Source organism: Pseudomonas sp. NPDC088368 (genome assembly GCF_044753445.1).
Taxonomy (GTDB): domain Bacteria; phylum Pseudomonadota; class Gammaproteobacteria; order Pseudomonadales; family Pseudomonadaceae; genus Aquipseudomonas; species Aquipseudomonas bambusae.
On sequence record NZ_JBIVNG010000004.1, the window covers coordinates 410631 to 433098 of the forward strand.

20 protein-coding genes and 1 pseudogene are annotated in these 22468 nt (G+C 61.1%); 17 read left to right on the forward strand and 4 right to left on the reverse strand.

The window, feature by feature from the left end; translation table 11 throughout:
* Positions 1-88: 88 nt before the first annotated feature.
* The gene (locus tag ACIQAL_RS10970; protein WP_401145140.1) at positions 89-2533 is read right to left on the reverse strand and encodes an acyl-CoA dehydrogenase; all 2445 of its coding nucleotides are present in this window, start codon (positions 2531-2533) and stop codon (positions 89-91) included.
* A gap of 295 nt (positions 2534-2828) precedes the next feature.
* On the opposite strand from ACIQAL_RS10970, the gene ACIQAL_RS10975 reads away from it, so the two are divergent.
* The 3 genes from ACIQAL_RS10975 to ACIQAL_RS10985 all read left to right on the forward strand — a co-directional run bounded on the left by ACIQAL_RS10975 (position 2829) and on the right by ACIQAL_RS10985 (position 5360).
* Complete coding sequence (locus tag ACIQAL_RS10975; protein WP_401145142.1) at positions 2829-3452, forward strand: glutathione S-transferase family protein; 624 nt, start codon at positions 2829-2831, stop codon at positions 3450-3452.
* A 199-nt stretch (positions 3453-3651) separates the two neighbouring features.
* Positions 3652-4584, forward strand: a complete 933-nt coding sequence (locus ACIQAL_RS10980; RefSeq protein WP_166596748.1) for an ABC transporter ATP-binding protein — start codon at positions 3652-3654, stop codon at positions 4582-4584.
* A complete protein-coding gene (locus tag ACIQAL_RS10985; protein WP_166596749.1) occupies positions 4581-5360 on the forward strand; it encodes an ABC transporter permease in 780 nt (259 codons plus the stop codon). The genes ACIQAL_RS10980 and ACIQAL_RS10985 overlap by 4 nt, the downstream gene beginning before the upstream one ends.
* Before the next feature lie 123 nt (positions 5361-5483).
* Here the strand turns inward: ACIQAL_RS10985 and ACIQAL_RS10990 are convergent, their stop codons facing one another.
* The gene (locus tag ACIQAL_RS10990) at positions 5484-5999 is read right to left on the reverse strand and encodes a DUF2062 domain-containing protein (protein WP_166596750.1); all 516 of its coding nucleotides are present in this window, start codon (positions 5997-5999) and stop codon (positions 5484-5486) included.
* A gap of 155 nt (positions 6000-6154) precedes the next feature.
* Here ACIQAL_RS10990 and ACIQAL_RS10995 point away from each other — a divergent pair, with 155 nt between their 5' ends.
* The 8 genes from ACIQAL_RS10995 (at position 6155) to ACIQAL_RS11030 (ending at position 13260) form a co-directional block, all read left to right on the forward strand.
* On the forward strand, positions 6155-8371 hold the full coding sequence (locus tag ACIQAL_RS10995; protein ID WP_401145145.1) for a DNA internalization-related competence protein ComEC/Rec2: 2217 nt from the start codon (positions 6155-6157) through the stop codon (positions 8369-8371).
* A 93-nt stretch (positions 8372-8464) separates the two neighbouring features.
* Complete coding sequence (locus tag ACIQAL_RS11000; RefSeq protein ID WP_166596752.1) at positions 8465-9139, forward strand: MotA/TolQ/ExbB proton channel family protein; 675 nt, start codon at positions 8465-8467, stop codon at positions 9137-9139.
* Complete coding sequence (locus ACIQAL_RS11005) at positions 9136-9567, forward strand: biopolymer transporter ExbD (protein WP_166596753.1); 432 nt, start codon at positions 9136-9138, stop codon at positions 9565-9567. The genes ACIQAL_RS11000 and ACIQAL_RS11005 overlap by 4 nt, the downstream gene beginning before the upstream one ends.
* The gene (gene lpxK, locus ACIQAL_RS11010; protein WP_401145148.1) at positions 9567-10562 is read left to right on the forward strand and encodes a tetraacyldisaccharide 4'-kinase; all 996 of its coding nucleotides are present in this window, start codon (positions 9567-9569) and stop codon (positions 10560-10562) included. The genes ACIQAL_RS11005 and lpxK overlap by 1 nt, the downstream gene beginning before the upstream one ends.
* Positions 10563-10579: 17 nt before the next feature.
* Positions 10580-10765, forward strand: a complete 186-nt coding sequence (locus ACIQAL_RS11015) for a Trm112 family protein (protein ID WP_003174668.1) — start codon at positions 10580-10582, stop codon at positions 10763-10765.
* Positions 10762-11526, forward strand: a complete 765-nt coding sequence (gene kdsB / locus ACIQAL_RS11020) for a 3-deoxy-manno-octulosonate cytidylyltransferase (RefSeq protein ID WP_341963198.1) — start codon at positions 10762-10764, stop codon at positions 11524-11526. Before ACIQAL_RS11015 ends, kdsB begins: the two co-directional genes overlap by 4 nt.
* Positions 11527-11563: 37 nt before the next feature.
* Positions 11564-12583, forward strand: a complete 1020-nt coding sequence (gene murB, locus ACIQAL_RS11025; protein ID WP_401145150.1) for a UDP-N-acetylmuramate dehydrogenase — start codon at positions 11564-11566, stop codon at positions 12581-12583.
* A gap of 83 nt (positions 12584-12666) precedes the next feature.
* Complete coding sequence (locus ACIQAL_RS11030; protein WP_401145152.1) at positions 12667-13260, forward strand: nucleotidyltransferase family protein; 594 nt, start codon at positions 12667-12669, stop codon at positions 13258-13260.
* A gap of 115 nt (positions 13261-13375) precedes the next feature.
* Here the strand turns inward: ACIQAL_RS11030 and rne are convergent, their stop codons facing one another.
* A complete protein-coding gene (gene rne / locus ACIQAL_RS11035; protein WP_401145154.1) occupies positions 13376-16621 on the reverse strand; it encodes a ribonuclease E in 3246 nt (1081 codons plus the stop codon).
* Between the two features lie 715 nt (positions 16622-17336).
* On the opposite strand from rne, the gene rluC reads away from it, so the two are divergent.
* Genes rluC through sppA form a run of 3 tightly spaced genes read left to right on the forward strand, consistent with a single transcriptional unit; the run spans position 17337 to position 19962 of the window.
* Complete coding sequence (gene rluC, locus ACIQAL_RS11040) at positions 17337-18296, forward strand: 23S rRNA pseudouridine(955/2504/2580) synthase RluC (RefSeq protein WP_341963203.1); 960 nt, start codon at positions 17337-17339, stop codon at positions 18294-18296.
* On the forward strand, positions 18286-18963 hold the full coding sequence (locus ACIQAL_RS11045) for an HAD-IA family hydrolase (protein WP_401145156.1): 678 nt from the start codon (positions 18286-18288) through the stop codon (positions 18961-18963). Before rluC ends, ACIQAL_RS11045 begins: the two co-directional genes overlap by 11 nt.
* 6 nt (positions 18964-18969) lie before the next feature.
* On the forward strand, positions 18970-19962 hold the full coding sequence (sppA, locus tag ACIQAL_RS11050) for a signal peptide peptidase SppA (protein WP_401145158.1): 993 nt from the start codon (positions 18970-18972) through the stop codon (positions 19960-19962).
* A gap of 60 nt (positions 19963-20022) precedes the next feature.
* Here the strand turns inward: sppA and ACIQAL_RS11055 are convergent.
* Positions 20023-20600, reverse strand: a pseudogene (locus ACIQAL_RS11055) (Maf family protein).
* Positions 20601-20706: 106 nt separating this feature from the next.
* Here ACIQAL_RS11055 and ACIQAL_RS11060 point away from each other — a divergent pair.
* The 3 genes from ACIQAL_RS11060 to plsX are packed head-to-tail and all read left to right on the forward strand — an operon-like array spanning position 20707 to position 22442.
* A complete protein-coding gene (locus ACIQAL_RS11060) occupies positions 20707-21234 on the forward strand; it encodes a YceD family protein (protein ID WP_166596763.1) in 528 nt (175 codons plus the stop codon).
* 13 nt (positions 21235-21247) lie between these two features.
* Positions 21248-21430, forward strand: coding sequence for a 50S ribosomal protein L32 (rpmF, locus tag ACIQAL_RS11065; protein WP_003179396.1), 183 nt, complete (start codon positions 21248-21250; stop codon positions 21428-21430).
* 4 nt (positions 21431-21434) lie between these two features.
* On the forward strand, positions 21435-22442 hold the full coding sequence (gene plsX, locus ACIQAL_RS11070; protein WP_166596764.1) for a phosphate acyltransferase PlsX: 1008 nt from the start codon (positions 21435-21437) through the stop codon (positions 22440-22442).
* The last annotated feature ends 26 nt before the right edge of the window (positions 22443-22468 follow it).

Genomic DNA, 22468 nt, shown 5'->3' on the forward strand with positions numbered 1-22468 from the left:
TTCGCGAGAGGGTGGTCCATCCGATGGATATCTGTCGGATGTGACACCGCATCGCGAATGAATTCGCTCCCACAGGGGAGAACCGTGGTTAGCGGACTTTCCCTTCGGAAGCCTTCAGTTCCTCCTTATCGAAATCATCCACATCGATGACCTTTCTGCGCGCCGCTTCCGCAGCCCGCAACTTCTCGGCCTCTGCCGGTTGCAACACGCCCGCGTTCAACGCCGCGTCGATCACATGTTCACCGCCCGCCGGTTTCACCTGACCGCTCTTGAGCCCGTGATGCAGTTTCCCATGCAGCGATTTCGCGTCAGTCAGCAGGTCAGCCGCATGTTGCAGCGCCCCCACTGGATCACTCTCCGAAGTCGGGCGATAACAACCGGCGAGCACCGATTCCAGCGCCGGATCGCCTTTGGCGCGCCCGATAATCTCCGCGACTTCCGCATCCAGCACGTCCGATGGGCCTTTGTGACGACGCCCGAACGGGAATACGATCACGCGCAATAATCCGCCCAGAATCCGGTTCGGGAAGTTGCTCAGCAGTTCGTCCAGCGCACGCTCCGATTCGCCCAACGCCTCTTCCATCGACCAGCGAAACAGGGGCGCCAGCGCTTCCGGGTAATCCAGATCGTGGTAGCGCTTGAGGGCCGCCGACGCCAAGTACAGGTGGCTGAGCACATCGCCGAGTCGCGCCGACAGCCGCTCCCGGCGTTTCAGTTCGCCCCCCAGCAGCATCATGCTCAGGTCGGCCAACATCGCGAACGCAGCCGCCTGGCGATTGAGGGCGCGGAAATAGCCCTGACTCAAGCGATCGCCCGGCATGCTTTCGAAATGGCCGAAACCCAGATTAAGCACCAGCGTGCTGGCCGCGTTGCGCACGGCGAAGCCGATGTGTTGCATCAACAGGCCGTCGAATTCCTTCACCGCCTGATCATGATCCTCACGTCCGGCGAGGGCCATTTCCTTCAACACGAACGGATGGCAGCGAATGGCGCCCTGGCCGAAGATCATCAGGTTGCGCGACAGAATGTTCGCGCCCTCCACGGTGATGAAGATCGGCGCGCCTTGCCACGACCGGCCCAGGTAATTATTCGGCCCCATGATGATGCCTTTGCCGCCGTGCACGTCCATGGCGTGAGTAATGCACTCGCGACCGCGTTCGGTCAGGTGGTATTTGAGGATCGCCGACAACACCGACGGTTTCTCGCCCAAGTCCACGGCGTTGGCCGTCAGCATGCGCGCGCTGTCCATCAGCCATGCGTTGCCGCCGATGCGCGCCAGGGCTTCCTGAATACCTTCAAAAGCGGCGAGGGGCACGTTGAACTGCTCGCGGATCTGCGTGTACTGGCCGGTGACCAGGCTGGTGTATTTCGCGGCACCGGTGCCGACCGCAGGCAGGGAAATCGAACGGCCCACGGACAGGCAATTCATCAGCATCATCCAGCCTTTGCCGAGCATGTCCTGACCGCCGATGAGGTATTGGAGCGGGATGAACACGTCCTTACCTGAATTGGGGCCGTTCATGAAGGCAGCGCCCAGCGGCAGGTGGCGACGACCGATATTTACGCCCGGTGTGTCAGTGGGAATCAACGCCAGGCTGATGCCCAGATCCTCTTCTTCGCCGAGCAGGTGTTCAGGGTCGAACGCCTTGAACGCCAAGCCGAGCAAGGTCGCGACGGGGCCGAGGGTGATGTAGCGTTTTTCCCAGTTCAGACGCAGGCCGATGACTTCTTCGCCCTGCCACTGGCCCTTGCAGATAATGCCGGTATCGGGCATCGCGCCCGCGTCGGAACCCGCCAGCGGGCCGGTCAGTGCGAAGCAGGGGATGTCATCGCCACGGGCCAGGCGCGGCAGGTAATGGTTGCGCTGTTCGTCGGTGCCGTAATGCAACAGCAATTCGGCCGGGCCGAGGGAGTTGGGGACCATGACGGTGGACGCCAGGTCGCCGCTGCGGGTCGCCAGTTTCATCGCGACTTGCGAATGGGCGTAGGCCGAAAAGCCTTTGCCGCCATATTCTTTGGGGATGATCAGCGCAAAGAAGCCGTGTTCTTTGATGTGGGCCCAGGCTTCAGGTGGCAGGTCCATGGCCTGACCGATTTCCCAGTCGCTGACCATGGCGCACAGTTCGTTAGTGGGGCCGTCGATGAACGCCTGCTCTTCTTCGGTCAGCTGGCTTTTCGGGTACGCCAGCAGCGTGTCCCAATTGGGACGGCCGCTGAACAATTCGCCGTCCCACCAGACTGTGCCCGCGTCGATGGCATCGCGTTCGGTTTCCGACATCGGTGGCAGCACTTTCTGAAACCAGGCGAACATCGGCGCGCTGAAGTATTGGCGGCGCAGGTCAGGCAGGGCCAACGGCACTGCGACGGCCAGCCACAGCAGCCATGGAATGATCATCCAGCCGTGGGCATGACTGAACGATCCCATCACCAGCAGATAAATCGCCACGATACCCAGGGCGGGGAAGGGGGCGACACGTCGATGGGCCAGCCAGGCCACGCCGATCACCAGCACCACGATCCACAACAACAGCATAAGAATCCCTCCGAGATGATGGCGAAATCGGGCGCCATCGACATCGCGGGCAGCCGCTCTGGCCCGCGCATCGATAGTGACCCCGCGCCGTCGGGGGAGTTCGAGCCATGGCCGATGCGCGTGAGGGTGTGGCTCGAATACCCCCTTGGCGGGGTCATTACCGGGGTCTGGATTTCAGGCGCTTTGCCTTGGGGTAAAGCCAAATCAACGTCCCACCCCGCCCGATGGTTTAAACTGGCGCCCGCAGGCATATGCCACTAACGTCAGCCATTTAGCACTCAGGAGAACAACAACCATGCTGAAAATCTGGGGCAGGAAGAACTCGTCCAACGTCCGCAAAGCCTTGTGGGCCGCAGAAGAACTGGGGCTGGCGTACGAGGCGATCAGTGCGGGCGGCGCGTTCGGCCTCAATGATCAGCCGGACTACCTGGCGAAGAACCCCAACGGCGTGGTGCCCATGATCGAAGACGGTGACTTTGTGTTGTGGGAATCCAACGCCATCGTTCGTTACCTGACCGCGCAATACGCCCCGGATTCAGCGCTGCACCCCAGCGATCCCAAGGCTCGCGCCCAAGCGGACAAATGGATGGATTGGACCACGTCGACATTCGCCGGGCCATTCCGCACCGTGTTCTGGGGCGTGTTGCGCACGCCCGCCGATCAGCAGGACTGGACGCAGATCAACCTTGCGAAAGGCACCGTCGAAGGCCTGCTGCGCATTGTCGATGAAACCCTCGCTCGCCAGCCCTGGCTGTCGGGCGACGCGTTTGGTATGGGCGATATTCCGCTGGGCAGCTTTATTTATGCCTGGTTCGAAATGCCGATTGAACGCGCAGGGCTGCCTCACCTCAAAGCCTGGTACGAGCGTTTACAGCAACGTCCCGCGTTTCGTAAGGCTGTGATGACAGCGCTGACGTGAGCGTTACCGCGTTAGATTAATAACGACTATCAATAGATCTCGCTGTACTTGCGCGGCGTGGGCAAGCAACATTGACGCTCGTTCCACTTTGCAACGGATTGTTTCGGCAACGCAGTATCAGCGGCCCGGAACGATCCGGCAGCCAGGTTTTTGTCATCATTTATTCCTTTTCTTTCCTTTTATTGGTGTGTTTTCAGTCATGAGTTCAGCTCTGTCCATCCGGCAGCTAACCAAGACCTACGGCAACGGTTTCCAGGCCCTCAAGGGCATCGATCTGGACGTCGCCGAGGGTGATTTCTTCGCATTGCTCGGCCCTAACGGTGCCGGCAAATCCACCACCATCGGAATCATCTCGACCCTGGTAAACAAGACCACGGGCACGGTGAACATCTTCGGCCACGACCTGGATCGCAACCCGGCGCAGCTCAAGCGCTCGATCGGTGTGGTGCCTCAGGAATTCAACTTCAACCAGTTCGAGAAGACTTTCGACATCGTCGTGACCCAGGCCGGTTACTACGGCATCCCGCCGAAGATCGCCAAGGAACGCGCCGAGCAGTACCTGACCCAGTTGGGGCTGTGGGACAAGCGCAACGTGCCGTCGCGGTCGCTGTCCGGCGGCATGAAGCGTCGTTTGATGATCGCCCGCGCGCTGATTCACGAACCGCGCCTGCTGATTCTCGACGAGCCGACGGCGGGCGTGGACATCGAGCTGCGCCGTTCGATGTGGACTTTTCTCACCGAGCTGAACGAGAAGGGCATCACCATCATCCTCACCACGCACTACCTGGAAGAGGCTGAGCAGCTGTGCCGCAACATCGGCATCATCGATCACGGCACCATCATCGAAAACACCGGGATGAAAACCCTGCTCAATACGTTGCACGCCGAGACGTTCCTGCTGGACCTCAAAGACCCGATGGCCGTAGCGCCGCAGCTTGCCGGCTACCCGTCGCGGCTGGTGGATGAACGCACGCTTGAAGTGCAGGTGGACAAAACCGTCGGCATCACTGCGCTGTTCGGTCAACTGGCGCTGCAAAACGTTCAGGTGCTGAGCCTGCGCAATAAAACCAACCGCCTTGAGGAGCTGTTCGTGGGCCTGGTCGAGAAAAATCTGTCGAAGGTGGCGGTATGAGTTCAGAGCTGCGCCCCAACCTGATCGCCATGAACACCATCGTCTATCGTGAGGTCCGTCGCTTCATGCGGATCTGGCCGCAGACCCTGCTGCCGCCAGCGATCACCATGGTTCTGTACTTCGTGATCTTCGGCAACCTGATCGGTCGGCAGATCGGCGACATGGGTGGCTTCACCTACATGCAATACATCGTGCCGGGCCTGATCATGATGTCGGTGATCACCAACTCGTACGGCAACGTGGTGTCGAGCTTCTTCGGCGCGAAATTCCAGCGCTCGGTGGAAGAACTGATGGTGTCGCCGGTCTCGCCGCACACCATTCTGATCGGCTACACCCTCGGCGGTATGTTGCGCGGGTTGATGGTGGGCGTGATCGTCACGATCCTCTCGATGTTCTTCACCGACCTGCAGGTGCATCATCTGGGTGTGACCATCATTGTGGTGGTGCTGACGGCGACGATCTTCTCGTTGTTGGGCTTCATTAACGCAGTGTTTGCGCGCAACTTCGATGACATCTCGATCATCCCGACGTTCGTGCTGACGCCGCTGACCTATCTGGGCGGGGTGTTCTACTCGATCAACCTGCTGCCGCCGTTCTGGCAGACTGTATCGCTCGCCAACCCTGTGCTGCACATGGTTAACGCCTTCCGTTTCGGGATTCTAGGCGTGTCAGACATCAAAATCAGCGTGGCGCTGGCGTTCATGGTCGTGGCGACCATCGTCCTGTACCTCGGCTGCGCACGCCTGCTGGTGAGCGGGCGCGGGATGCGGCAGTAACCCCTCGGAAATACCTGTGGGAGCGAATTCATTCGCGATGCGGCGGTACATTCGACACGGATGTATTGAATGTGTCGCCCTTTCGCGAATGAATTCGCTCCCACAGATTCGGCGCCGCCCGGACTATCCGCGCCTGGCCCCGCGCCGCTTCCACTGCCGTCCCACCCACCACCGCCAATACCCCATCGTCCCGAAATACCCCACCAGGCCCAGCACCACGCCCGCCACGAGCGATCCCAACAGAAACGGTTGCCACAGCGTCGTGAGCTGCCCGCTGATCCAGTCCCAGCTCATCTCGTCCGGAAAGTGCCTCGGCGGCAGCCCCAGCAACAGAGCGCCGATCTTGTACGTGACATAGAACACCGGCGGCATCGTCAGCGGGTTGGTCAGCCAGCACAGGCTCACTGCAATCGGCATGTTCGCGCGTAGCCAGATTGCCAAAAACGCCGCCAGCAGCATCTGCAACGGCATCGGCATCAACGCCGCAAACAAACCAATCCCCATCGCCCTCGCTACGGAATGCCGATTGAGGTGCCAGAGGTTGGGGTCGTGGAGAAGGGTGCCAAGAAAGCGTAAGGATTTATGTTCCCGGATGCTGTTCGGATCGGGCATGTACCGCTTGATCAGGTGGCGTGGCATACAGGAAATGCGGGGGCTTGGCCGAGAAATTCGGGCCAGTATGCATGGATAGTGACGTATGGAAATTCAGACATTGTGACAATTAATAAAAGCGCGCCTCCCCCTGTGCGCTAAGTCATGAAGGTGAATTTCATCGGTCGACAGGGGAAAGCCTCATGCGCACAGGGATGGTGGCGCTAGCACTGGGACTGTTGGTCCTGCGTTTTTTACCGGCATTACCGCCGGTCTGGTTGATGCTGGCGATGCCGGTGGTGGCGTTGATGCTGCTGCCATTTCGCACCTATCCGCTGGCTTTTTTCCTGTTCGGGCTGACGTGGGCCTCTGTCTCTGCTCAGTCTGCGTTGAACGACCGTTTGCCTGAACGGCTCGACGGCCAGACGTTGTGGCTCGAAGGCACTGTCGTCGGTTTGCCTCAGAGCGCCGACGGCGTGGTGCGATTTCAGCTGGAAGACCCTGTTTCGCGGCGCACTCGATTGCCGGATCGCATGCGCGTCGCGTGGTACGGCGGTCCAGAAGTGCGCAGCGGCGAGCGCTGGCGGTTGGCCGTCAAGCTCAAACGCCCCAGCGGTCTGGCCAACCCCGGCGCGTTCGACTACGAGGCCTGGCTGTTGGCCCAGCGTATCGGGGCGACGGGTACTGTGGTTGACGGCGAGTTGATCGCGGCCACGGCAGAACCCTGGCGGGATCGTATTCGCCAGCGCTTGCTGGCGGTCGATGCTCAAGGGCATGAGGGCGGTCTGGCGGCGTTGGTGTTGGGGGACGATTCGGGCCTCAGCGCGGCACAGTGGCAAGTGCTGCAAGACACCGGCACCGTGCACTTGCTGGTGATCTCGGGTACTCACATCGGACTTCTGGCGGGATTGCTTTACGGTCTGGTGGCGGGGCTCGCACGTTGGGGGCTGTGGCCACGGTTCATCCCTTGGTTGCCCTCAGCTTGTGCGCTTGCCTTGGGTGGTGCGTTGATTTACGGCTTTCTCGCCGGGTTCGATGTTCCGGTGCAGCGGGCCTGCATCATGCTCGGACTCGTCCTGCTCTGGCGCCTGCGGTTTCGGCATCTGGGCGTGGCCTGGCCAATGCTGATCGCGCTCAACGGCGTGTTGATCGCCGAGCCGCTGATCAGTCTGCGCCCCGGCTTCTGGCTGTCGTTCGCGGCGGTCGGAATTCTCCTCCTGATCTTCGGTGGACGCCTCGGCGCCTGGCACTGGCTGCACAGTTGGTCCCGCGCCCAGTGGCTGATCGCGCTCGGTCTGCTGCCGGTGCTGCTGGCGCTGAACCTGCCGGTCAGCCTGAGCGGGCCGCTGGTCAATCTGGTCGCGGTGCCGTGGGTCAGTGTTTTGATCCTGCCCTTGGCACTGTTCGGCACGTTTCTGCTGGTGATTCCGCCGATTGGCGAGCGCTTGCTCTGGCTGGCGGGCGGCGCGATGGAGGGGCTCTTCCGGGTGCTCAGCCCGATGGCCGACCTCATACCCGCGTGGACGGGGCCTGCCGTGCCGTTCTGGGTCTGGCCCTTCAGTCTGTTGGGTGCGTTACTGCTGTTGCTGCCCAATGGCGTGCCGTTGCGCCCGCTGGGCTGGCCGATGTTGCTGCTGTGCGTGTTCGCGCCGCAGAAAAGCGTCCCGTTGGGCGAAGTCGAAGTGACGCAGCTGGATGTCGGCCAAGGCCTGGCGATCCTGCTGCGCACGCAAAACCATGCACTGCTGTATGACGCCGGGCCGCGGTTTGGCGAGTTCGACATCGGTCAGCGTGTGGTCCTTCCGGCCATTCGACGTGCCGGGATCGCCGAGTTGGACCTGATGCTCCTCAGCCACGCCGACGCCGATCACGCGGGTGGGGCGCCCGCCATCCATCAAGCCATGCCAGTGTCGAGAGTGCTTGGCGGCGACATCGAACGCATGCCCCCCGAATTGTCTGTCGAGCGCTGTCAGAACGGCGAGAGCTGGACGTGGGACAACGTGACGTTCGCCACCTGGATCTGGGAGCAGGCCGGGGAGGGCAATCAGGGTTCCTGCGTCCTGAGCATTGAGGCGAACGGCGAGCGGCTGTTATTGACCGGTGACATCGACGTCTCTGCCGAGCGCGCCATGCTGGAGCACGGTTTCGACGTTCGCGCCGACTGGCTGCAAGCGCCTCATCATGGCAGCCGCACGTCTTCGTCGAAACGCTTTCTGCAGGCGGTTTCGCCTCGCGGTGTGCTGATTTCCCGAGGTCGCAATAATGCGTTTGGCCATCCCCATCCGTTGGTGATGTCGCGCTACCGCTGGCTGAAGATCGACACCCATGACAGTGCGGAGCGTGGGGCTCTCACGCTGCAATTGGGGACCTTCGGCGAGGTGGACTTCGAGCGGGCTGTCCGACGTTTCTGGCGAGAGTGATCAGCCGGTTATTCATCGGACAGGATCAGTCAGCGATGCGATGTGCCGACCGTATGTTAGAGTAGCGCCACTTTTTTTCAGGGGGTGGTCGCTGTGTGGGAGCTGGTCAAATCTGGTGGCTGGATGATGCTACCGATCATTTTGAGTTCCATTGCCGCCGTCGGAATCATCATCGAGCGTCTTTGGACCTTGCGCGCCAGCCGCATCACGCCGCCGCATCTGCTCGGTCAGGTATGGCGCTGGATTCAGGACAAACAGCTGAGCAGCGAAAAGCTCAAGGAACTGCGCGCCGATTCGCCGCTGGGTGAAATCCTCGCCGCAGGTCTGGCCAACTCCCGTCACGGTCGCGAGATCATGAAAGAGTGCATCGAGGAGGCCGCCGCTCGGGTCATTCACGAACTCGAACGTTATCTGGCGACCCTCGGCACCATCGCCGCCATGGCGCCGCTGCTGGGTCTGTTAGGCACCGTGCTCGGCATGATCGACATTTTCAGCTCGTTCACCAGCACCGGCATGACCGGCAACGCGGGCATGCTCGCGGGTGGTATCGCCAAGGCGTTGATCTGCACCGCGTCCGGCCTGACCGTCGCGATTCCGACGATCTTCTTCCACCGCTACCTGCAAAGCCGTGTGGACGAACTGGTGGTCGGCATGGAACAGGAAGCCATCAAATTGGTGGAAGTGGTGCAGGGCGACCGCGACGTTGACCTGACCGATGCCAAGCCTGACCTCAAGGCCGCCGCTCGTGGCGAGGGCCGCAAGAAGTGAAATTCCGTCGCCGCAAACCCCGGGAGACCATCGACATCAACCTGGTGTCGCTGATCGACGTGGTGTTCATCCTGTTGCTGTTCTTCGTGGTCACCACCACGTTTACCCGCGAGACCCAATTGCGCGTGGACCTGCCCCAAGCCGTCACCGGCGCCTCGGCGGACGATGTGGATAAAAAGCACGTGGACATCACCATCAACGCCGACGGCGTCTATTCGGTGAACAACACCCTGCTGGCCGACAGCAAACTGGACACGCTGATCGACGCGTTACAGAAGGAATCCGGTGGCGACACCAGCCTGCCGTTGTCCATCAGCGCCGATGGCAAAACCCCGCACCAGGCGGTCATCACGGCCATGGACGCGGCGGGCAAGCTGGGTTTCGCCCATTTGCGCATGACCACTGTCGAGGCCGCATCGGCGAACTGATGGCATTGACCGACCGCTTGCTTGATGCGTGGTACAAGGGCCATCCGGCCCTGACGCTACTGCGACCGCTGGAAGCCTTGTATCGGCGCGTGGTCAATGGCAAGCGTGCGCGGTTCGTGGCGGGCGAGGGTGACATCTACACGGCGCCAGTGCCTGTCATTGTCGTCGGCAACATCACTGTAGGTGGCACCGGCAAGACGCCGCTGATCCTGTGGATGATCGAACACTGTCGCCAGCGCGGGCTGCGCGTGGGCGTGGTCAGTCGCGGCTATGGCGCCAAGCCGCCGAGCTTTCCATGGCGGGTTCGCGCCGGGCAAGACGCTGCGCAGGCCGGTGACGAGCCGCTGCTGATCGTCAAACGCACCGGCGTGCCGTTGATGATCGACCCGAACCGCTCGCAGGCCGTGCGTGCATTGCTGGCGGACGAACCCCTCGACCTGATTCTGTCCGATGACGGCCTCCAACATTACCGCCTCGCTCGGAGCCTCGAACTGGTACTGATCGACGCCGCACGGGGCCTCGGCAATCGCAGGTGCCTGCCCGCGGGCCCGTTGCGTGAGCCGGTCGAGCGGCTGCAAAGCGTCGACGCGCTGCTGTACAACGGCGCGCTTGTAGACCGTGACGACGGCTACGCCTTTACCTTGAAGCCCACCGCTTTGGTCAACCTCAAGACCGGTGCCGCCCAGCCGGTCGATCATTTTGCCCCCGGCCAGGCCGTGCACGCCGTGGCGGGCATCGGCAACCCGCAACGTTTCTTCAACACCCTCGAAGGACTACACTGGCGGCCTGTTCCCCATGCATTCGCCGATCATGCCGAGTTCAGTGCAGAGGCCTTGGCATTCACGCCAGCCCTGCCACTGGTCATGACCGAGAAAGACGCCGTGAAGTGTGCTTCTTTCGCGGCGCCCGACTGGTGGTATCTGGCCGTGGAAGCCGTGCCTTCTCCGGCCTTCGTCAGTTGGTTCGATTCGCAGTTAACCCGGCTTTTGCCATGACTCGCTCAGGATTTCTTATGGACACCAAATTGCTCGACATCCTCGCTTGCCCGATCTGCAAGGGTCCGCTCAAGCTCAGCGCCGATAAAACCGAGCTGATCAGCAAGGGCGCCGGTCTGGCCTACCCGATCCGCGACGGCATCCCGGTGATGCTGGAAAGCGAAGCGCGCACCCTGACCACTGACGAGCGTCTGGACAAATGACTGCAGCGTTCACCGTTGTCATCCCTGCGCGTTACGGCTCCAGCCGTTTTCCTGGCAAGCCGCTGAAAACCATTGCGGGCAAGCCGATGATCCAGCACGTCTGGGAACAAGCGCGCAAAAGCAGTGCCCAGCGTGTCGTGGTGGCCACGGACGATCAGCGCATCGTCGAAGCCTGTGAAGCGTTTGGCGCTGAAGTGCTGATGACCCGCGATGATCACAATTCCGGTACCGACCGTCTGGCCGAGGTCGCCTCGCTGTTGGGGTTGGCCAATGACGCGATCGTGGTCAACGTGCAGGGCGACGAACCGATGATCCCCCCGGCGGTGATCGACCAGGTCGCGGACAATCTGGCGTCGCACCCCGAAGCGCGCATGTCGACGCTTGCAGAACCCATCGACGACGTGGCTGCTTTGTTCAACACCAACGTGGTCAAGGTCAGTTCGGACATCAATGGCCTGGCCCTGACGTTCAGCCGCGCACCGCTGCCCTGGGCCCGTGACGCACTGGCCAAAACCCGCGACGCGCTGCCCGAGGGCGTGCCGTTCCGCCGTCATATCGGCATCTACGCTTATCGCGCCGGTTTCCTTCACGACTTCGTGAGCTGGGGCCCGTGCTGGCTGGAAAACACCGAAAACCTCGAACAGCTGCGTGCCTTGTGGCACGGCGTGCGGATTCATGTGGCCGATGCGCTGGAAGCACCGCCAGCCGGCGTTGACACCGCCGAAGATCTGGAGCGCGTACGGCGCTTGCTGGAGGGTTGAGGGTGATGAGTCGCTGTCATCAGGAGCAGGTGCGTTCATGGGTTTGCTGATTCAATCCAACGTATCGCTCAAGCCGTTCAACACCTTCGGCGTTGACGTCAAGGCCCGGCTGTTCGTCGAGGCCCACTCCGACGCTGACATCCGTGAAGCGCTGGCGTACGCGAAAGAACACAAGATCGAACTGTTGGTGATCGGCGGCGGGAGCAACCTGCTGCTGACCGGTGACATCGATGCACTGGTCCTGCGCATGGCGACGCGGGGCATTCGCATCACCCATGAGAATTGCGACGGGGCGACGGTCGAGGCCGAAGCGGGGGAGCCTTGGCACCCCTTCGTGCAAGAGACCCTGGCCCAAGGGCTGGCGGGGCTGGAAAACCTCAGCCTGATCCCCGGCACTGTTGGCGCAGCCCCGATGCAGAACATCGGCGCCTACGGCGTTGAGCTCAAAGACGTCTTCGACAGCCTCGTGGCCATGGATCGCGAAACCGGCGAGACCCGCGAGTTTTCTTTGTCGGAATGCGCGTTTGGCTACCGCGACAGCGTTTTCAAGCATCAGGTCGGCCGGTGGCTGATCCTGCGGGTGCGCTTTCGCCTCAGCTTCGCCGCTCGCCTTCACCTGGAATACGGCCCGGTGCGCCAGCGCTTGCAAGAGCAGGGCATCGCCAACCCGACGCCGATTCACGTCAGCCGGGCCATCAGCGCGATTCGCAGCGAGAAGCTGCCGGACCCTGCAACCCTCGGCAACGCGGGCAGCTTCTTCAAGAACCCTTTGGTGTCCGCCGAGTTGGCGGCTCGCATTCGCGAAACGCATCCTGGTGTGGTGGCGTATCCACAGGCTGACGGTCAGGTCAAACTGGCGGCAGGGTGGCTGATTGAACAGGCCGGGTGGAAAGGGTTTCGCGAGGGCGACGCGGGCGTGCATGCCCTGCAATCGCTGGTGCTGGTCAATCATGGTGCGGCGACGGGTTTGGATATTCTGCACCTGGCGCAACGCATTCAAGCCGATATTCTTGAACGGTTTGGGGTGTCGCTGGAAATGGAACCCAACCTGTACTGAACCAACCGTTGTAAAAAGGGCTGGCCGTTCTGGCGTGGCCCTTGCACCCCGATAACAGAACCGTCCCTGATCAGAGGCTTAGCATGAGTGAAACCCTGTGCGCCATCGTTCTTGCCGCCGGCCAGGGGTCCCGCTATCGGGAGGTGGCGGGCGCCCATCGCAATAAGCTTCTGGCGCAGTGCATGGGACGCGAGGGGGTGGAGCGTTGCGTGATCGAGCATGTGCTCACAAATTTGAGCGGGGTGGTCGACAAGATCGTTCTGCTGACCCGTCCTCAATATTCCTGCGTGGCGGAGTTGGGTTTGCGCCACGGCGGCGAAGTCGTGGTGCTGGAATCGCCCGGCATGGGCGACAGCATCGCGGCTGCGGTGTCAGCGGAACCCGATCATCGCGGCTGGCTTATCGTGCTCGGTGACATGCCGTTCATCCATCCGGATACCCTCAAACGTGTGGCTGACTCGTTGCAACCCGACATGATCAGCGTGCCTGTCCATCAAGGGCAGTACGGGCACCCAGTGGGGTTCGGCCGCGGGTTTGCGTCATCGCTGATGGGATTGGCGGGGGAGAAGGGGGCGAAGCGGTTGTTCAAAGCCGCGAAGGTGAATGAGGTCGTGGTCACTGATCCCGGCGTGTTGTGGGATATCGACGTACCCTCTGCACTGGTTTTCAAAGGGTAATACCGCCCTGTGGCGGCACGGCTCGCCAGCGCGGACAAACGTGTTCCTGTCCATTACGCAGGCATGAAAAAGCCCCACCTGCTTTCACAGGTGGGGCTTTTTCGTTTCGTGAAGATTACGAGAGCGGTTTAGGCTCTTTGCTTTCTTCGGCTTCAGCGTGCTCGGTCACGGCTTCCTGAGTGGAGGCAACGTGCTCGACGGCCGGAGCAGCCGCTTCGACAGGTGCGGGCTCTGCGACTTGCGGGGCAGCAGCGGCGTCAGCCTCGGCTTCCTTTTGCAGACGCTCGGCTTCCAGACGACGACGGCGAACTTCGCGAGGATCGTTCGGCGCGCGCCCCGTGCTGGCTTGCGGCAGTGCTGGCTTTTCGGCTGCAACTGGCGCTGGCTCGGCAGCAACAGGAGCGGCAACGATTTCCGGCGCGGCCGTTTCGGCGGGTGCTTCGACAACCGGTGCTGGCGCGACAGGCGCCGCGGCTACGGGAGCCTCGACAGCGGGCGCTTCAACAGCAGGCTTCTCTACGACCGGCTCAACAGCTTTCGGCGTTTCAACCGGTGCCTGCACTTGTGCGACAGGCGCAGGAGCCGGCGCTTCATCGACCGCTGGCGCTTCGGCTACGACAGGTGGTTCGACCTGTTCGGCTGCCGCTTTGACCTGACGCTCGAATGGGCTGAGGGACGCATCGAACTGAGCCACTTCCACTTCCGGCATGATCGAACGCTTGGCGGTCGACGCCTGTGTTTCAACGGCGGGCGCTTCAACAGCAGGTGCTTCGACAACGTCGGCTTTCTCGACTGGAGCTGCTTCAACAGCCGGGGTTTCAACGGCAGCGGTTGCACGCTCAGCCTGGCGGTGTGCGTCGGCTTCGGCGTGGGCGCTGATCGCGGTTTCAGCGACGGCAGCAGTCACTGCCAGACCTGCAGCGATTTCTGCACGGTTACCTTCGCCACGAACGCCTTCGCTCGAGGTTTCGTCAGCGTTTTCTTCGCCTTCGTTGCCTTCCGAACCTTCGATCACATCGCCGTTGGCATCACGTTGGCGCTCACGACGGTTGCTGCGACGACGCTGGCCACGGGAGCGACGACGAGGACGATCGCCTTCGGCGTGTTCCTGGTTGTCGTCCTGCTGCTCTTCATTGTTCAGCAAGGTTTCGTCTTCGGCAGCAGCGGTCTGCTCTTCACGCGGCTTGCGTTCTTCACGCGGCGGGCGCGGCTGACGCTCTTCACGCGGTGCGCGCTCAGGACGCTCTTCGCGAGGCACGTTGACGGCCGGGGCAGCATCCAGAGGCTCGCGCAGTTCACGCACGCGCTCTTCACGAGGCTTGCGGTCTTCACGCGGGGCACGTGGCTGACGTTCTTCGCGCGGAGCACGCGGTGCGCGTTCTTCACGTGGAGCGCTGTCTTCACGGGCTTCGCGAGGTGCGCGTTCTTCACGCGGTGCACGCTCTTCACGTGGGGCACGTTCTTCGCGAGGCGCGCGTTCTTCGCGCTCGGCACGCGGAGCACGTTCTTCACGCGGCTTGCGTTCTTCGTCGCGGCGACCGTTGCGGCTGCGGCTCTGCTGACGACCGTTGCGACGCTCTTCGTTGCGGGCAGGGCGTTCGGCAGCGGGTTTTTCAACCACGGCGGCTGGGGCAACCGGCTCTTCCTTGGTCGCGAACAGGCTGACCAGGGATTTCACCAAACCTTTGAACAGGCTCGGCTCGTGAGCGACAGGTGCTGGCGCAACCGGTGCAGCGACTTCGGTCGGCACAGGCGCGTTGGCGCGAGCCGGTGCGGTCTTGACCGCAGCTTCCTGGCGAACCAGGGTGCGGGTCGCGGCGGTAGGCTGCACTTCTTCCACTTCGGCAGCGGCCGCGGCGATCTCGTAGCTGGACTGCAGGCTGTGGGCTTCCGGGCTGTCATCACGCAGGCGTTGCACTTCGAAGTGCGGCGTTTCGAGATGATCGTTCGGCAGAATGATGATGCGGGCGCGGGTGCGCAATTCGATCTTGGTGATCGAGTTGCGTTTTTCGTTGAGCAGGAATGCGGCGACCGGGATTGGCACCTGAGCGCGCACTTCGGCAGTGCGGTCTTTCAGGGCTTCTTCTTCGATCAGGCGCAGAATCGCCAGCGACAGGGATTCAACATCACGGATGATGCCGGTGCCGTTGCAGCGTGGGCAAACGATGCCGCTGCTTTCGCCCAGGGATGGACGCAGGCGCTGACGGGACATTTCCAGCAGGCCGAAGCGCGAGATACGGCCCACTTGAACGCGTGCGCGGTCGGCTTCAAGGCTTTCGCGGACTTTCTCTTCCACGGCGCGCTGGTTCTTGGCCGGGGTCATGTCGATGAAGTCGATGACGATCAGGCCACCGATGTCGCGCAGACGCAGTTGACGGGCGATTTCCTCAGCCGCTTCAAGGTTGGTCTGCAAGGCGGTTTCTTCGATGTCGCTGCCTTTGGTGGCGCGCGCCGAGTTGATGTCGATGGACACCAGGGCTTCGGTTGGATCGATGACGATGGAACCACCGGAAGGCAGTTCGACCACGCGCTGGAAAGCGGTCTCGATCTGGCTTTCGATCTGGAAACGGTTGAACAGCGGAACGCTGTCTTCGTACAGCTTGATCTTGCTGGCGTACTGCGGCATCACCTGGCGGATGAAGGTCAGGGCTTCTTCCTGGGCTTCGACGCTGTCGATCAGGACTTCACCGATGTCCTGGCGCAGGTAATCGCGGATGGCGCGGATGATGACGTTGCTTTCCTGATAGATCAGGAACGGCGCGGCGCGATCCAGGGACGCTTCCTTGATGGCGGTCCACAATTGCAGCAGGTAATCGAGGTCCCACTGCATTTCTTCGCTGCTGCGGCCCAGGCCGGCAGTACGAACGATCAGACCCATGTCGGCAGGAGCGACCAGGCCGTTCAGCGCTTCACGCAGTTCGTTGCGCTCTTCGCCTTCGATGCGGCGGGAGATGCCACCGGCGCGCGGGTTGTTCGGCATCAGCACCAGGTAGCGACCGGCCAGGCTGATGAAGGTGGTCAGGGCTGCGCCCTTGTTGCCACGCTCTTCTTTCTCGACCTGAACGATGACTTCCTGGCCTTCGCTCAGGACGTCCTTGATGTTGACGCGGCCTTCCGGGGACTTCTTGAAGTATTCGCGGGAGATTTCTTTCAGCGGCAGGAAGCCGTGACGCTCGGAGCCGAAGTCGACGAAGGCCGCTTCAAGGCTCGGTTCGATACGCGTGATCCGGCCTTTATAGATGTTGGCCTTCTTCTGTTCGCGGGCCCCGGATTCGATGTCCAGGTCGTATAGGCGCTGGCCGTCTACCAGCGCAACACGCAACTCTTCAGGTTGAGTCGCGTTAATCAGCATTCTTTTCATGTAGTACCGTCGGTTTCCGGGCTGCCGGAAACGGCGTTCGGCACACACGACTTCTCACGGTCGGTGTCAGGGCGCGTCAGGAGTGCTTGGACACTCCAGTGTCTAGCGATGTCCGGCCAAAGGGGCCATCGTCGCGACGACGTTTCCTGCTTGCTGTGGTGACAAATGACACCCTGTCAGCAAAAGCTTTGTCAGGAGGAGGAATCAACCATCGGTAGCGGACGATATGAAGCGTCTTTATAAAGCCTTTTGCTACACAGTCCGACGGTTGTGCGTCTCCACCCCACACGTATCCCTGATAATTCGGGTGCTGCCGCGCGCTGAATCCGCAGCGGGTTTGCATTTACGCGAACTTCGATGGGAAGTCCGCGCCTCATGGCTCAAATTAAGGCGTGGTTTCCGACACATTCGCCCGGAGCGATCGCCAGCGACTGCACTTTGTGAACTGGCCTTGAACGTGGGCCTCGATGGCGAGTGTTTCACTCTGCGATCCGGCTTGTTTCAGGCCTCATGTCACCTGCGCTCGTTACGCTCACTGATCTTCCGTTGTCACCGAAAGCCTCGTAGGACGGCCTCGCGCCCTCGTGAATTGCGTTGGTCAGGGCCGGTTGTCATACCGTTTGTCCGCTGTCCAGGCCGCTTTTGGCGGCGTTCGCGACTATAGCAGCAATCATTAAGTGCTTCAAATCCATAAAAAATTGTTATGATTTGCGCCATGACGAATATCACCCCCCCAACCCCCGGCGTCCAGCTGGTAGAGGTTGCGCCGGAATACGCCGGTCAACGCATCGACAATTTTCTGATCACGTACCTCAAGGGCGTTCCCAAGACCTTGATTTACCGCATATTGCGCAAAGGCGAAGTGCGCGTGAACAAGGGGCGGATCAAGCCCGAGTACAAGCTTCAGGCGGGCGACATTGTGCGCGTTCCACCCGTTCGGGTGCCTGAGCGCGACGAACCTGTGCCTGTGGCGCAGGGGCTGTTACAGCGCCTGGAAGCGGCCATCGTTTATGAAGACAAAGGCCTGATCGTCCTCAACAAGCCCGCTGGCATCGCGGTCCATGGCGGCAGTGGCCTGAGTTTTGGAGTCATCGAAGCCTTTCGTCAGTTGCGTCCCGATGCCAAGGAGCTGGAGCTGGTGCACCGCCTGGACCGTGACACGTCCGGTTTGCTGATGATCGCGAAGAAACGCAGCATGTTGCGGCATTTGCATGAGCAGTTGCGTGGCGATGGCGTGGATAAGCGCTATATGGCGCTGGTCCGTGGCAATTGGCCAACGGCCCAGAAGCAGGTGCGTGCACCGCTGCTTAAAAGCAACCTACGCTCCGGCGAGCGCATGGTCGAAGTGAACGAAGAGGGCAAAGAGGCCCTGACACTGTTCAAGGTGCTGCGCCGTTTCGGCGACTTTGCGACCATGGTCGAGGCGCGTCCGATCACCGGGCGTACCCACCAGATTCGTGTGCACACGCTGCACGCCGGACACAGCATCGCTGGGGACAGCAAGTACGGCGACGAGGACTTTACCCGCGAGATTCGCGACCTTGGCGGCAAGCGTCTGTTCTTGCATGCTTACGCGTTGGTCGTGCCGCTGCCCGATGGCGGCAAGCTGGAACTGCAAGCGCCCGTCGATGAAATGTGGGCCAAGACCGTGGAGCGATTGTTGAGTGCGCCGTGATTACGAACTGCTGATTTTTGACTGGGACGGCACGCTGTCCGACTCCGTTGGCCGTATCGTCGACGCCATGCGCGAAGCCGCATTGCGGGCAGGGCGCCCGGTGCGGGACGATCTGGCCATCAAAGGCATCATCGGCCTGGGCTTGCCGGAAGCGATTCGTACGTTGTACCCGGACATTTCCGGCAACGATCTGATCGATTTTCGTCAGCACTACGCTGACTGTTACATGGCCATGGACGTTGAGCCTTCGACGTTGTTCGAGGGTGTGCGTGAGTCCCTGGAGGCCTTCCGGGCCGAGGGCTACCGGATGGCAGTCGCGACCGGCAAGGCCCGACGCGGGCTGGATCGTGTGCTCAAGGCCCATGGCTGGCTCGACTACTTCGACGCCACCCGTGCGGCGGATGAAACGGCCAGCAAGCCAGACCCGCTGATGCTCAACGAAATCCTGCAACACTGTGGCGTCGCGCCCGAAAAAGCGCTGATGGTCGGCGATGCGTCGTTCGACCTGCAGATGGCCCGCAACGCCGGGATGGATTCGGTCGCCGTCGGGTATGGCGCCCAGGCGCTGGATACCCTGCTGCAATACGAGCCGCGACTGGCCATCAATCATTTTTCCGAGTTGCGTACCTGGCTGGGTGCGCGTGTTGTTGAGTCTTCGTTGGGGTAAAGCTGTATGTCGGATGAATGGAAATCACCGTCTTCGCAAGAGCGGGACGACGCAGGTGATGCAAAGAGCTGGAAACTGCTGGAAAAGACGCTGCTGGCGAACGTTCAAGAGCATCGGCGCACTCGTCGCTGGGGGATCTTCTTCAAATCCCTGACCTTTATTTATCTGTTCGTGGCGCTCGCCATGTTCTCGCCGCTGATGAACTTCGGCAAAAGCGCGTCGCGCAGTAGCAGTCACACGGCGCTGATCGAAGTGAAAGGCATGATCGCCGACACTGAAGCGGCCAGTGCTGACAACATTGTAGGCAGTCTGCGTGCGGCATTCGACGATGAGAAGACCAAGGGCGTGATCCTGCGCATCAACAGCCCGGGAGGCAGTCCGGTGCAATCGGGTTACATCTACGATGAAATCCGCCGCCTGCGCGCCAAGAAGCCAGACATCAAGGTGTACGCGGTGATCACTGACCTCGGCGCCTCGGGCGCTTACTACATCGCCAGTGCGGCGGATCAGATTTACGCGGACAAGGCCAGTCTCGTGGGCTCCATCGGTGTGACGGCGGCTGGTTTCGGTTTCGTAGGCACCATGGAGAAATTGGGTGTGGACCGCCGTACGTACACGTCGGGTGAGCACAAGGCGTTCCTTGACCCGTTCCAGGCGCCGAAGCCTGATGAAACGGCGTTCTGGCAGACCGTACTGGACACGACTCACAAGCAGTTCATTGCCAGCGTGAAAGCAGGGCGAGGTGATCGGTTGAAAGACAAAGACCATCCCGAGCTGTTTTCCGGCCTGGTGTGGACTGGCGAACAAGCGGTGGGTCTTGGGTTGGTCGATGGGCTAGGCAGTGCCAGCTCAGTCGCTCGCGACGTGATCGGCGAGAAAAACCTGGTGGATTACACCGTTCAGGAATCACCGTTTGACCGCTTCTCCAAGAAGCTGGGCTCCAGCGTTGCCGAGCAGATCGCAATGTGGGCAGGTTTCGCAGGCCCCTCGCTGCGCTGATTTCGCTGTGTGTGAAAAACCCGGCCATTGGTCGGGTTTTTTGTGGCATTCAAAAAAGAATTACGGGATTGCCACGCCCTCGGCCATCAACATGTCAACCAGCCTTATTAAAGGAAGGCCGATCAAGCTGGTGGCATCGGGGCCTTCGGTGCTGCGGAACAGGCTCACGCCCAGTCCTTCGGCCTTGAAGCTGCCCGCGCAATCGTAGGGTTGCTCGGCGTGGAGGTAGCGGCTGATGCGGTCGTGATCGAGGTCGCGCATGTGCACGGTGAACGGCACGCAATCGACCTGGCACTGGCCTGTCTGGCTGTTGTACAGCGCAAGGCCTGTCAGGAAGCTCACGCTTTTGCCGCTGCTGTCGCTGAGCTGCTGCAGGGCGCGTTCGAAGGTGTGAGGTTTGCCCAGTATCTGCTCGTCCAGCACGGCCACCTGGTCGGAGCCGATGATGAGGTGATCCGGATACTGTGCGGCCAAGGCCATGGCTTTTCCCGGGCCAGGCGCTTCACCAGTTCGGAGGCCGGCTCCAGCGGGCGGTGGCTTTCATCAATGTCTGGCGACGCCCAGACGAACGGCAGGCGCAGGCGTTCGAGCAATTCCCGACGATAAGGCGAGCTGGAGGCAAGGAGCAGAGGCAGCATGGGGTTCTCCGAAACGTGAAAGTCGAGTGTAATCAGCAGGTCAGGTTGCGAACAGCCCTGAATTTCCTTTGACAGTCGTCGGGGTCATCCCTAGAATGCTGCGCCTATGTTGAATGACCCGATTCCACCTCACGTTGACCCACGCAAATTAGCTGATCGTGGCACTACCCTTCAGGGCGAAGTGCTGCTGGCTGATTTGGAGAGACTCTGCGACCCGCTTGCTGACAATCTCGGTACAGTGCAGGCGAAATTCGTTTTTGAAAAAGACGAGCGACGCGCCGTGGTTATCCACAGCGAAATCGACGTTGAAGTCAAAATGGTTTGCCAGCGTTGTCTTGAGCTGGTCACCTTGCCGATCCACAGCGAATGCAGTTACGCCGTGGTGAAGGAGGGTGCAAACACCCAGTCGTTGCCGCAAGGCTATGACGTGCTGGAACTCGGCGAAGATCCATTGGATCTGAAGGCCTTGATCGAGGAGGAGCTTCTGCTCGCCTTGCCCATCGTGCCTCTTCATGATCCGAAAGAATGCCAGCAGCCGGCGGGCGCCGATGAGCCCGAACCGAGCGTGGACGAGGTAACGCGGTCCAACCCGTTCAGTGTATTGGCGCAGTTAAAGCGTGACCCAAACGTTTAGGAGTTAATCAATTATGGCTGTTCAGCAGAACAAAAAATCCCGCTCTGCCCGTGACATGCGCCGTTCGCACGACGCTCTCGAGGCTAGCACCCTGTCTGTAGAAAAAACCACCGGTGAAGTTCACCTGCGTCACCACGTATCGCCAGAAGGCGTATACCGTGGCCGTAAAGTGATCGACAAGGGCGCTGACGAGTAATTTCTTGTCCGCTCCGGTCATCGCGATCGACGCAATGGGCGGGGACTTCGGTCCCCGCAGCATTGTTCAGGCCAGTATTGCCTGCCTGCTCGCTACACCCTCGCTTCACCTGACCCTCGTCGGTCAAGAATCCCTTCTTGAAGAACTCATCGCCCGCCACTCTGGTGTCGATCGGTCTCGCCTGCTCGTCGTGAACGCCAGCGAAGTCATCACCATGGATGATCGTCCGTCTCTGGCGTTGCGGGGCAAGCCTGATTCTTCCATGCGTGTCGCATTGCGTCTGTTGGCCGAGGACAAGGTGCAGGCCTGCGTGAGCGCAGGCAACACTGGGGCCCTGATGGCGCTGTCGCGTTTTGTCCTCAAGACCCTGCCGGGCATTGATCGTCCCGCCATGGTCGCTGCCATTCCAACGCAGCGTGGTTACTGCCAGCTGCTCGATCTGGGCGCCAACGTCGATTGCAGCGCAGAGAACCTGTATCAGTTCGCCGTGATGGGCTCGGTGGCTGCTGAAGCGTTGGGCGTGGCGCGGCCAAAGGTCGCACTCCTCAATGTCGGCACAGAAGACATCAAGGGCAATCAGCAGGTCAAGCTGGCGTCGAGCCTGTTGCAGGCCGCGCCGGGCCTCAATTACATCGGCTTCATCGAGGGCGACGGCCTGTATCGCGGTGAGGCGGACGTGGTGGTCTGTGACGGGTTCGTCGGCAATATCCTGCTGAAATCCAGCGAGGGTCTGGCGACCATGATCGGTGAGCGAATTGAAACCTTGTTCCGACAGAATGTGCTGTCGAAGGCCGTGGGTGCGTTGGCGATGCCGTTGCTCAAGCGGCTCAAGGCTGATCTGGCACCGGCGCGGCACAACGGCGCCAGTTTTCTCGGCTTGCAGGGGATTGTAGTGAAGAGTCATGGCTCGGCAGGGGTTCAGGGCTTCCAGAGCGCCATTCAGCGGGCCTTGATCGAAATTCAGGAGAATTTACCGGAGCGTCTCCATGGGCGTCTGGAAGAATTGCTGTAGTAGAATGTGACCCTCGTGACTGGCGG